Source organism: Acetobacteraceae bacterium, assembly GCA_039613835.1.
Taxonomy (GTDB): Bacteria; Pseudomonadota; Alphaproteobacteria; order Acetobacterales; family Acetobacteraceae; genus Sorlinia.
In genome coordinates this window covers 256,502-268,662 of sequence record CP154827.1, presented here as the reverse complement: position 1 = coordinate 268,662, position 12,161 = coordinate 256,502, and the positions used below count along the sequence as shown (strand labels likewise).

Sequence of the window (12,161 nt, the reverse complement as noted above, 5' to 3'; positions counted from 1 at the left end):
CTGACGCAGGGTCAGCGTTCCGCGAACGCCTTTTCAACAACGTAGGAGCCCTGGTGGCTCATATTGCCTTCCTCGAAACCCATCGAGATCAGCAGTTTCTCTGTATCTGCCAGCATCTCGGGTGAACCGCAGATCATCACCCGGTCATGTTCCGGATCAAGCGGCGGGAGATCGAGATCCTTGAAGATCTTGCCAGACTGGATCAGGGTCGTGATCCGATCGCGCACGTCGAAATCTTCACGCGTCACGGCCGGGTAATATTTGAGCTGCCCGGTCACATAATCACCCAGAAATTCATGCTGCGGCAGGTCATGACGGATGAGATTCATATAAGCCAGTTCCGCGGAGACGCGCACAGTGTGACTCAACACAACATGCTCGTAACGTTCATAGCATTCCGGATCTTCAATCAGGCTCATAAAGGGGGCCAGGCCCGTACCGGTTGAGAGGAAATAAAGGTTGCGGCCCGGTTTGAGATTATCCAGTAATAATGTCCCCGCCGGCTTACGCCCGACGAGAACCGTATCCCCAACTTTCACATGGCGCAGGCGCGAGGTAAGAGGGCCGCCATCAATCGCGATGGAGAGGAATTCAAGGCGCTCCTCATAATTGGCCGAGGCGATTGAGTAAGCACGCAGGAGCAGCTTGCAGTCCACCTCGATCCCGATCATGGTAAACTGACCGTTCTCAAACCGCAAGCCAGGGTCGCGCGTGCAGGTGAAGGTGAAAAGGCGATCCGTCCAATGATGCACCGACAGGACTTCACATGCGTGAAGATGGCTGTATTCCTTCGAAGGCGGTGCAAGGCGATAGTGACCGGGATGCCCTTCAACCGGTAATAAACCGCTAAGAGGTTCAGAAATTGTCGGCATCGGAAGAGACTCAGGGACGAACATCGCGGCAAATTTCTCCGTTAAGTGCGCATATCAAGAAACGCCTGGTGCGGCATATACTGCACTATCACTAAAACATCTCTTAAGAGAGGGGAGCCCTCGACTTCGCCCGTCACGCGGCGACACCTGCACTACATGCATGATTTTGCAGCAGATTGCGGGGTATCACAACCTCTGATCCTTTTTCAATTGCGTAACCCTGCGTAAATCCTCACAACAGAAGATATGGATATAACCAGCTCTCCGGCACAACGTGCACTTGCTTCCGTCACGCATTCGACCGGTCTTGAACCCTCCGCCAAGGAAATGCCACGCGCCCTGCGCCTGGTTGCGCGCGCCCTGTCGCCGGGTAACGACAAGATTACCGACGCGGCCTGGCGGGATATATTATGCACGATCCGCCGGAAGAACTGGGCGTCCCGCATGATGCATCTCGCCCGACAGGCGCATGAACCCTGGATTTCCAAGGAGGATATGATTGAAGCCGCGGGACGCATTGATCACCCGGAGGCGGGTGATGAGCTGCTCCGTCATCATCTCGACATCGTGATCGCTGATCGGTTCCGGGAAATTTCTCATGTGCCGGGCGATGTCTTCGCGGCGGTCAAAGCGGACCTGTCAGATAGCGGACAGTTCCTCTCCGGTCAGCAGGTGGACCACCTCGCCCGTCGCATCGCCGAGATCTTCGGCGTGCAGGACTTCGCCTTTGAGTCGGAACTGATCGCGCAGGAGCAAGCTCAGGCGGCGCGGGAGGAGGAAATCCGCCGAAAAGCCGGGCAGAGACAACACCATGAGATCGAGAAGTTACGCCGATGGGAAGCCAGCCTCGTCGGGTTTGATCAGGTCCCTGCCCTCCTACATTGCTCGCGGCAGGAAGCTTTACGCTGGGTGGCTGAAAATCGCCTTCCCATTGCGCGGCGCACGACACAATCTGACGGGATTGAGCGGTTCGAATTCGACCCCGATATGTTGCGCAAGTTGCGCCACCAATTGGGGCGGTGGCGGTCTCTTCAGGATGACGCACCCCGACGCCCCGACGCCCCCGCGGTTGGCGCCAAAATCGGTAATGCCGTCATTGCGCGTGTGGCGGCGCTGGACCGTTATGCCGGGCATTTCAAAACGGCACGCGCCTTAAAGCGCCGCCTGGTGCTGATTACCGGGCCGACCAATTCCGGCAAGTCCCACGCGGCACTCGATGCCCTCGCCGAGGCTGAAAGCGGCCTCGCCCTCGCCCCGCTGCGATTGCTCGCGCATGAATTCAAGGAGGCACTCGGGAAACGCGGCGTGGCCGCCTCGCTGATGACGGGGGAGGAACGCATCCTCGTCCCTGATTCGCGTCACATTGCGGCAACTGTGGAGATGTGTCCTTTTTACACGCCGGTCGACGTCGCCATTATTGACGAGGCCCAGATGCTAACGGACCCTGACCGGGGCGCGGCATGGACGGCGGCGATTATGGGCGTGCCGGCGCGCACCGTCTATATTCTCGGCGCGCCGGACTGCATCCCGCTGATCCGGCGGATCGCCACTTTATGTAATGACCCCCTGGATGAAGTCTCTCTGGAGCGTAAAAGCCCCCTCCGCGCCGCAAATGGCCCGATAAGGCTTGACCAATTAGGCCGTAGCGACGCGGTTATCACCTTTTCCCGTCGCGACGTGCTTGACCTGCGGGCTGAACTGATGGCGCGGGGGTGGCGTGTGGCCGTCGTCTATGGCGCGCTCAGCCCGGAAGTGCGTCGGGCGGAAGCGGCGCGCTTTAATCGTGGTGAGGCGGATATTCTCGTCGCCACCGATGCGATTGGGATGGGCCTCAATCTCTCCATCCGGCGCGTGATTTTCAGCGCGTTGAAAAAATATGATGGTCGTCAGTCCCGAGACCTCCTCCCCCAGGAAGTCAAACAGATTGGCGGACGTGCGGGGCGTTACGGACATCATGAGGACGGGATTGTGGGCGTGCTGGGCGGTGCGGGTCATATCCATATGATTGATCGCATGTTGAAGGCCCCGCCGGAACCCATGGTGGAGCTGCGCCCCCTCGTGCAGCCCGACATGGATATCGTGCGCGCCGTCGCAGATGAGGTGGGTTCAGAGAGTCTCTATGGTGTGTTGACGCGCATTAAACGCGCGGTTCTGCGCGCGGATGACCCGAATTACCGTCTCGCCGATATGGAACAACCGATGGAAATCGCGGCGGCGCTTGAAGGCGTCGAGGGTCTCGAACTGTCCCAGCGTTGGACATATGCCATGTGCCCAATTGATGAACGGGATAATGGAATCACGCGACTCGTCTCCTGGGCGGCTGAACATGCAGCGGATCACGCCGTCACGCCTCCCGAAACCGGCCGATTGATGCCGCCCGCCAAAGCGGGACGTGAGGAGCTGGAATGCGCCGAAAAGCGGCATAAACGCCTCGTGGCCTGGCGGTGGCTTTCGATCCGTTTCCCGGAATTTTACCGCGAGACGGATCGCGCGGCGGAACATACGGAAGCGCTGAATGACTGGATCGAGTCGGTTCTGCGGCAGCAAAGCTACCGGCGCGAGTCCGTGCGCCAGCATGATGGGCCTGGCGCACGGACTCGCCGGGCGGGTAAACTATCTTCCCGTCCCAGTCTTCATCGGACGCGACGCCGTCAATAAACCCATGCGTTGGCGCGGCTTCGCGGTAATGGTTTGTACCGGTCCTTTATCAGACAATGAACATGGCTGAGGCAAAGCGACTCGCCATGGACGGTGTTTGCCGGAACTATGAGAGGGCCGCGGCATAATCCCCCATGCTTTTGGTGGCGCGCGATCTCCCGTTGAAATGAGAATTTCCTCATATCAGGGACATCATCTCAGTCCGTCAGCGCGCCGCTCACGTCAGGCGCGTCAAGCCGCCCATATAAGGATGTAAAACCTCCGGTATCTCGATCGAGCCATCTTCATTCTGGTAATTTTCAAGCACCGCAATCAAAGTCCGCCCGACAGCGAGGCCCGACCCGTTAAGGGTATGGACATGCTCCGGCCCTTTCTCTGCACGGTATCGCGCATTCATGCGGCGTGCCTGAAAGTCGCGCGTGTTTGAGCAGGAGGAGATCTCACGCCACGCATTCTGCCCCGGCAACCAGCCTTCCAGATCATAGGTTTTGGCCGCCCCGAAGCCCGTATCTCCGGCGCAGAGCAGCACACGGCGATATGATATCCCAAGCCGCTCCAATATTGTCTCAGCGCAACGGGTCATGCGTTCATGCTCTGCCGCGCTCTCCTCCGGCAGGGTGACGGAGACAAGCTCAACCTTCGTAAATTGATGTTGTCGTAACATGCCGTGCACGTCACGCCCTGCGGAACCGGCTTCGGACCGGAAACAGGGTGACAAGGCGACCAGCCGCAAGGGCAATAGATCGCGATCAAGAATTTCGCCTGCCACGCTGGCCGTCAGAGGCACCTCCGCTGTCGGGATCAACCAGCGTCCATCCTCCGTGCGGAAGGAATCCTTCGCGAATTTTGGCAATTTATCCGTGCCATACATGGCGGCATCATTAACCAAAAGAGGAACCGACATTTCCTGATAACCGCCATGTGTCACATGCATATCCAGCATGAACTGACCCAGCGCACGCTCAAGCTGCGCCAATGCACCGCGCAGAACGGTGAAACGTGCCCCCGCAAGTTTCGCGGCGGTGGAGAAATCCATGGCGGCAAGTTTTTCCCCCAGCTCGAAATGCTGGAGGGGCGTGAACGCAAAGTCGCGCACCGCGCCCACCTGCTTTAGAACGACATTATCTGTTTCATCCTGACCTTCAGGGACGGAAGCATCAAGAATGTTCGGCAGATTTTCCAGCAATGCGGTGACGCGGCGGTTGGCATCCTCCGCACGTGCTTCCAACGCCGCCATCTCGTCCCGCAATTGCGTGGCTTCCGCCTCCAACGCAGAACTGTCCTGCCCCTGGCGTTTTGCCTGCCCGATGTCACGCGCCAGACTCTTCCGGCGGTTTTGATGCGATTGAAGGGCGGTCAGCGCGTCGCGGCGCACTTTACCCTCCGCCAGGATTTCCGCAGATTGGGGTGGGAGGCCGCGCCGTTTGAGGGCTGCATCAAATGCGTCCGGATCGCTCCGCAGGGCACGCAGATCATGCATAATCGAACCTCTTATCAGTCTTCAGATGGATGGGGCGCGCGTTGCGGTGCAACCCATCGCGCGGTGATGATCGAGACCTCATAAAGCAAGATGAGAGGCACGGCGAGACCAATCTGCGTAATCACATCCGGCGGCGCAAGAATGGCAGCGATCACGAAGGCCGCAACAATGGCATATCGCCGGAAACGTTTAAGGTCTTTGTAGGAGATGATCCCGACACGCGCGAGCAGGGTCAGCACGACGGGCAGTTCAAAAGCGATGCCGAAAGCCAACACCAATTTCATGACAAGGGAAAGATATTCCGAGACTTTGGCCTGTAATTCCACATGCATACCGCCATATCCGGCCGGATTTGTCTGGAATGATAGGAAGAACTTCCACGCAACGGGGAAGATGATAAAATAAGCCAGCGCGGCACCGAGGATAAACAGAAAAGGCGTCGCGAGGAGGAAAGGCAGGAAAACCCGTTTTTCATTACGATACAGGCCCGGCGCGATAAATATCCACGCCTGCACCGCAATCATCGGGAATGAGAGAAACAACCCGCCAAATACAGCAACCCGCACATAGGTGAAAAACGCCTCCGGCAAAGCGGTGTAAATCAGGTGCAGCGCCTCACCCTTCTGCGCCATCACCGTTTCAAGCGGGCGTGCGAGGAAGAAATAAATTGTCTCAGCGTAGTGATAACAGAAAAAGAACGCAACGACGAACGTCCCCAGAGACCATAACAGCCGACGACGCAACTCAATAAGATGGTCTAGAAGCGGCATGGCCCTGTCATGCATCGTCGTGTGATCCTGATCCGTCATCCACCTCTGCCCTTTTTGTGGCCATTTACTGATTTTCTGCCACATAAGCTTGTCAGCGCGGCGGCCCCATTGCGGGACATACTACACATGGCGCGATGGCGCGACGAGATCATGACATCAAAAATGCGGGTGGGATCGTCACCGACAGATTGTGATCGCGACGGATTCGGGGCCTATTTGTTGCGCGGGCGCAAGAGGGCTTCAAACATCCAGACGACTTTTTGCAAGCTTTTTGCCTGCTTCCAGACTGACGCGCCGACCACCATGCATGACACGGACAGGCGGCAGATAACGCGGTGCCATTTTATCCCGGCTTTCCCGTGCGATGCGCTGCGCGGTGGCGGGCGGCAGACTGGCCGGTATCGCGCCGATGGGAAAGACACGCTCTTCCTGCACTGATATGTCTGACAGAGGTGCTGTCGGCGTCACCTCAGGCGGAACTTCCTGATAATCGCGTTCCGCGCGGCAATGCGATGAGGAGGAAAGTGACGGCGGGGGCGGTGTAACGTCGATTCCGTCGCCCAAGGCGCGGTCCGGGTCGATGTTTTTGAGGAGGCGATCGCGGATTTTCGTCGGATGCAGGTCCTTTAAGGACGACGTGGCCTCATCAAGATCCGCCTCTTTCACGAAATCATCCACATGCGTCTGAAATTCGCTGGCCATGCGGCGGATCGTCTTGACGGCGCGACTGACGGAGCGGATCGCGACGGGCAGATCCTTCGGTCCGATAAAAATCAGGGCGATGATGACGACAACCGCAACTTCGGACCAACTGAAATCGAACATGATGTGCCCTGCCTCAGGAAGTCGCGACCGGCGCGACATCTTCTGGCACATCCGGCAAGTCAGGGTCCAGTATCAACTCCTCCCGCCGCGGGAGGACAGAGAGATTTTCAAGCCCGAATTTGGCGAGGAACCGAGATGTGGTCGCCCAAAGAACAGGGCGGCCGGGCACGTCCTTCCGACCGGACGGGGCAATGAGGCGATCATCAATCAGCGCGTCAAACACGGCCTGACTCAAGGAAACGCCACGGATCGTCTCAATATCCCCACGCGTGCAAGGTTGGTGATAGGCGATGATAACCAGGGTTTCCATCGCGGCGCGCGTCAAACGTCGTGGCTTTTCAATGACGCGGGTCAGCGCCGCCGCATATTCCGGCCGTGTGCGGAAATGCCAGGATTGGCCAAGCTTCTGCAATGTGACGGCCCGGGATTGGTATTCCTGCGTCAATTGCTCAAGCAATTGCGGCATGAGACTGGGTTCAAACCCTGATCGCCCAAGGACATCGCGCATGGGGGCCTCGGTCACCGGCTTCCGGCTTGCAAAAATCAGCCCTTCCAGCAAATGCAGCGCCTTCAAGACGATATCTCCCCCGAAACAGTCGGGCCGAACCTTATTGGCGCAAAGGGTTCTGATTGCTCCAACTGCAAAGTACCTGTCTTCGCCAGTTCGAGGCAGGCTGTCAGCGCCCCGGCAAAAGCGGCTTTGAAAGCAAAGGGTGTCTCCAGCGCCTGCGCGCGGAAAATCTCCTCAAGGGCGCGCCAATTACCGCGCTTTGTCGTATTTAACAGGCGCTGCAACACCGAAACAGCATCCCCGATCGTCCAGAATTGGGCAAATTTGGGCGTGTAGATTTTTTTACGGTGACGACGGCGATGCAGGCTGAGATAAGCGCTGATCAGAACCGGCAGATCGGTCGCCAGGCCGGAGCGGTCAATGACAGTCAAACGTTCCTTCTCTCCCCGCGCAAAAACGACTTCATCCAGAATGGGCCGCCCTGATAGCCACGCGGCGGCACAGCGCGCCTGCTGTAAAGCCTCCAGCCGGTCCTGTAATTGCCCGGTCGCTTCCTGCACATCCTGCAAGGCGTCATCCTGCGGCAGAAGCAGCTTGGATTTCAGCCAGGTCAGCCATGCCGCCATCACCAGCCAATCTGCTTCCAACTCAATGCGGACCTGACGGGCATGTTCCATGAAAGCGAGATATTGCTCAACCAGCGTCAGGATCGAGAGTTGGCTGAGATCGAATTTCTGCGCACGCGCAAGGTCGTATAGGAGATCAAGCGGCCCTTCAAAACCGTCCAGAGCCAGCGAGGGCTTATCCGCCCCATTTAGCGCTATTTCCGGCAAATTCTCGGCGCGGACTGGCGTCAGCTCACGCATTTTTCACCGTCGGACAGCGTAACAGGGCAATTTGCGCCCTTTCACGACGCTACATGCCGCCATTGCGTGCGCCAATGAGGGAAAGCCGCCCACCCAGACGCGGTAGAGCATCTGCCCGCGAATGAGTTTCGGCACGATATAGACGAGTTTGCGGGAAAGTTGCCCTTCCATCCGGCGTGCAATGCGCGTCCATTCACGCTGCGCCTTATCCGCCTGATTGAAAGCGCCGAGCTGGATATAGGACGAACTGGCGGGCGGTGAAGCGGAAAGCACCGCCTTGCGCACGGGCGGATTGGCGCTGGCATCAGTCGGCACAGGCCGCGCGGCCTGAACCGCTCGATCCGGCTGCGGCGCTGGAGTTGGCTGCGTTTTGACCGGCGCCATGACCGTTGTGGTCTGCGGCTTGTCCGTTTGCGTATTCGCGGGTGCTGTTTCATCGACCGGTGGCGTGTCGGCCGCCTCCGTGAGGTCAGGCTGTGACGCTGCATAGCGCGCGGCCAAAGCGGTTAATTTAGGTTGTTCCGGCCCCGGCGCCAGATGGACCCTGCCCGTGCCCGCTGCGCCCAAATCAGCGGGGATCCCGCTCAGAACGTGCATACCGCTAGGGTCCAGCGGTTTTTCCCGCACCGGGACGGGCGGCGGAGCAATAATGGCGATTTCCCCGCGATGGCCATCCAGCAGGGAGCGCACTCCGACAATCAAGGCGAGAATGGCACCGATCCCACCGGCACCATACACCAGCATCCGGGTCATTTTATCGGATTGCGCGAAAGCCGTGACTTTTTGACGCCCCGTCGCGATGTCACGCATCTGAGCCGCCTCGCGAGGATTGTGACGGCGTGAAAAATCTTCTTCCGGCATGGAGGACGCGCGTGACAGGCGGGCGATCAGGCGGGCGACACGACCCGCAGGCTCTGAAGCCGGGCTTTCCTCCCGCACTTGTTTGACGCGCCGTCTGATGCGGGCGGGGGGTGGGTCCGCATCCACGGAGACGACGCCAAGGCGCTCACGCCCTTGAGAAATAGGAGCGGCAGGTCGATCGGCGTGGGATGGATCTTCCTGCCAGCCATGGTCGGGAAAATCATCCTGAGATGTCTGGCGCGGATCCTGTCCCGCTGCGTCATATACCTCCGGTGCGTCATGCCCCGGCCGATCGTCATTCTGCATCACATCTCCTCGGCGGGGGTCACACCCAGGATATCGAGGCCACAACGCAGCACATTGGCGACGGCGGCCACGAGCGCCAGTTTTGCGAGAGAGGCTTCTTTCTCATCCTCCCGCAAAAAGCGCAGCGTGGTGTCTTCCCGACCCTTATTCCACAAAGCGTGGAAGTCTGCCGCAAGTTCACCGCAATAATAAGCGATGCGCTGCGGCTCCCGCGCCAGGGCGGCGCCCTCAACCATACGCGGGAAACTGGCCATGCGGCGAATGACGGCAAGTTCAGCGGCGGATGCGATGGTATGAAGCTGTTGGGCGTCACCCGCCAGCGCTGCATCCACATCACCACCAAACATGTCGCGCGCCGCCCTGATGACGGAGCAGCAGCGCGCATGGGCATATTGAACGTAGAAGACCGGGTTATCGCGCGTCTGAGCAATCACGAGATCAAGGTCGAAATCCATCTGCGCATCGGCCTTGCGCTTCAGCATGGTGAAGCGGACGGCATCCCTGCCCACCTCATCCAGCAAATCACGCAACGTGACGAAAGTACCAGCGCGCTTGGACATGCGCACCGGCACGCCGGCTTTTAAGATCCGGACGATCTGGCAGATCACTACTTCAAAAGCAGTATGTCCGTCCGTCAGGGCTTGCACCGCGGCGCGCATGCGGGAGACGTAACCGCCGTGATCCGCGCCCAGCACATCAATCAGCAAATCGGCCTGGCTGGCTTTCTGGCTGTGATAGCCCACATCATTGGCGAAATAAGTGTTTTCCCCATTTGACTTTTTAAGTGCACGATCGACATCATCGCCAAAAGACGTGGATCGGAAGAGGGTTTGCGGCCGCGACTCCCAGTCATCGGGGGTTTTGCCTTTCGGGGGCTCAAGGACGCCTTCATAAATCAGGCCTTTCCCCTCAAGGCATTTGATGGCGCGATCCACCTCTCCCCCGGCATAAATATCCGCTTCGCTTGAAAAAACATCATGCGAGATGCCCAAAGCTTCGAGATCAGCACGGATCTGCGACATCATGGCGTCGAGCGCGGCGCGGCGCACCGTCTCGAACCATTGTTCCGTCGGTGCGGCGGTTTTCTCAGGGGTGGCGAGGGACGCGCCATATTTTTCAGCCAGTGCGTCGGCGACGGGCAGAAGATAATCACCCATATATTGCAGTCCGGTCGGCGTCAGGGCCGCGAAAGCGTCTTCCGTGAGGGATGTTCCGATCTTCTGGAGGTAGCGCCAATATACCACCCAGCTTAGTGCCGTCACCTGCGCCCCGGCATCATTGATGTAATATTCTTTCAGGACGGAATATCCGGCCTTCTGAAGCAGCCTGGCGAGCGCATCGCCGACGACAGCGCCGCGGCAATGCCCCACATGCATCGAGCCTGTCGGGTTGGCCGAAACATATTCTACATTGACGCGCCTTCCGCCGCCAATGGCGCTCTCCCCATACGCCGCACCCTGACGCAGGATATGCGGAAGCAAATTCTGATAAATCCCGGGGGAAAGGGTGATGTTGACAAAACCCGGCCCCGCCGCTTCGGCGGAAGCGATCCCTTCCTGTTGCTGAAGCCTTTCCGCGAGAGACGCCGCGATCTCCTGCGGTTTGCGCCAGGCCGGTTTTGCGGCCAGCAAGGCGCCGTTTGTCGCCATGTCGCCATGGAGTGGATCTTTCGTCGGGGTCAGTTCCACACGGTCCAGTATGTCATCCGGCAGATCAGGCACGATATCGCGCAGGGTCTGCCGCACCACCTGCTGATATTGCTTGAACAGACAATTCTGCGCACCCGAAACGTGATCGACCATGAATCCTGACTTCTCTTAACTGTAAAATGAACGCTTCAACCTAATACCGATAGTTCCGTCAGACGTCGATGCTCCTGCATGGCGAAACGATCGGTCATGCCTGCGATATAATCCGCCACGACGCGCCTGCGGTCGCTTGCGGATGCGGCCGTGTCGGCAGAGCGTCGCCACGCATCCGGCAGGAGGGCGTCATCCTCCGTCAGCACATTAAAGAGATCAGTCGTGACCATGCGGGCCTTACGCGTCATGCGTTTCACCTTCCAATGTCGGTAAAGCCTGTCCATTAGAAAGCGCCGAATCTGGTGATTGGCGGCGCGGATGTCCTCGCTGAAGCCAATGACTGGCCGGTCCGCCGCGCGAACATCATCGGCAGTCTGCGGGTTGAGCGCTTCGAGATTTTGACGGGATTGCTGCATCAGATCTGTCACGAGCACGCCGATAATCTGGCGGACCATTTCATGCCGGATGCGGCTTTTCCGGCTTGTCGCGTCCTGCGGGACGACCGCCCGCGCGGCCTGCAGCGCCGCGCCGATCACCGGCAGATTTTCAAGATCCTCGAAGCAGATCAGTCCGGATTTCAATCCATCATCCAGATCATGCCCGTGATAGGCGATATCGTCGCTCATGGCGGCAATCTGCGCCTCGGCCGACGCGTAACTCCCGAGATTGAGCTGATGGAGGCGGTCATAATCGGCCAGATAGCGGGTGGGTTTGCGGACCGGGCCATTATGTTTGGCCAGCCCCTCAAGCGTTTCCCAGGTCAGATTCAACCCGTCAAAACCGTGATATCGGTGCTCCAGCTTCGTGACCAGACGCATGGACTGGGTATTGTGATCAAACCCGCCTTCATCCTCCAAGCATTTCCGCAGCGCATCCTCACCCGCATGTCCGAAAGGCGTGTGCCCCATATCATGCGCCAGAGCCAACGCCTCGATCAGATCTTCATTCACGCGAAGCTGGCGCGCGATGGCGCGGGCGATCTGGGCGACTTCGAGAGAATGGGTCAGTCGGGTGCGGAAAAAATCGCCCTCATGATTGATGAAGACCTGCGTTTTATATTGCAGCCGCCGAAACCCATCTGAATGCAACACGCGATCCCGATCACGCTGCCAAGGCGTCCTGGATGGCGAGTCCACTTCCGGATGCAGGCGCCCGCATGCCGTCTCGGGGCGGACGGCATAACAGGCAATATCAGGTGGCGTCATGGCAA

Annotated in this window: 10 protein-coding genes; 1 reads left to right on the top strand and 9 read right to left on the bottom strand. The window is 58.7% G+C overall.

Annotation, left to right across the window (positions count from 1 at the left end; translation table 11 throughout):
- Positions 1–11: 11 nt before the first annotated feature.
- Positions 12–896, bottom strand: a complete 885-nt coding sequence (locus AAYR33_01525; protein ID XAO71674.1) for a ferredoxin--NADP reductase — start codon at positions 894–896, stop codon at positions 12–14.
- 222 nt (positions 897–1,118) lie between these two features.
- Between AAYR33_01525 and AAYR33_01520 the strand changes: the two genes are divergently transcribed.
- On the top strand, positions 1,119–3,530 hold the full coding sequence (locus tag AAYR33_01520) for a helicase-related protein (protein XAO71673.1): 2,412 nt from the start codon (positions 1,119–1,121) through the stop codon (positions 3,528–3,530).
- 217 nt (positions 3,531–3,747) lie between these two features.
- Here AAYR33_01520 and serS read toward each other — a convergent pair whose 3' ends face one another.
- The 8 genes from serS to AAYR33_01480 all read right to left on the bottom strand — a co-directional run bounded on the left by serS (position 3,748) and on the right by AAYR33_01480 (position 12,156).
- Positions 3,748–5,010: a serine--tRNA ligase gene (gene serS / locus AAYR33_01515; GenBank protein ID XAO71672.1), complete on the bottom strand. Its 1,263-nt coding sequence runs from the start codon at positions 5,008–5,010 to the stop codon at positions 3,748–3,750.
- Between the two features lie 14 nt (positions 5,011–5,024).
- Positions 5,025–5,819 (bottom strand): twin-arginine translocase subunit TatC, encoded by a 795-nt coding sequence (tatC, locus tag AAYR33_01510; protein XAO71671.1) that lies wholly within the window; start codon positions 5,817–5,819, stop codon positions 5,025–5,027.
- A gap of 201 nt (positions 5,820–6,020) precedes the next feature.
- A complete protein-coding gene (gene tatB, locus AAYR33_01505; protein ID XAO71670.1) occupies positions 6,021–6,605 on the bottom strand; it encodes a Sec-independent protein translocase protein TatB in 585 nt (194 codons plus the stop codon).
- A 13-nt stretch (positions 6,606–6,618) separates the two neighbouring features.
- Positions 6,619–7,179, bottom strand: a complete 561-nt coding sequence (scpB, locus tag AAYR33_01500) for an SMC-Scp complex subunit ScpB (GenBank protein ID XAO71669.1) — start codon at positions 7,177–7,179, stop codon at positions 6,619–6,621.
- The gene (locus tag AAYR33_01495; protein XAO71668.1) at positions 7,176–7,982 is read right to left on the bottom strand and encodes a ScpA family protein; all 807 of its coding nucleotides are present in this window, start codon (positions 7,980–7,982) and stop codon (positions 7,176–7,178) included. The genes scpB and AAYR33_01495 overlap by 4 nt, the downstream gene beginning before the upstream one ends.
- A 3-nt stretch (positions 7,983–7,985) precedes the next feature.
- Positions 7,986–9,149, bottom strand: coding sequence for an SPOR domain-containing protein (locus AAYR33_01490; GenBank protein ID XAO71667.1), 1,164 nt, complete (start codon positions 9,147–9,149; stop codon positions 7,986–7,988).
- Entirely contained in the window at positions 9,149–10,951 is a 1,803-nt protein-coding gene (gene argS, locus AAYR33_01485) for an arginine--tRNA ligase (protein ID XAO71666.1), read from the bottom strand. The genes AAYR33_01490 and argS overlap by 1 nt, the downstream gene beginning before the upstream one ends.
- 35 nt (positions 10,952–10,986) lie before the next feature.
- Positions 10,987–12,156 (bottom strand): deoxyguanosinetriphosphate triphosphohydrolase, encoded by a 1,170-nt coding sequence (locus AAYR33_01480; protein XAO71665.1) that lies wholly within the window; start codon positions 12,154–12,156, stop codon positions 10,987–10,989.
- Positions 12,157–12,161: the final 5 nt, after the last annotated feature.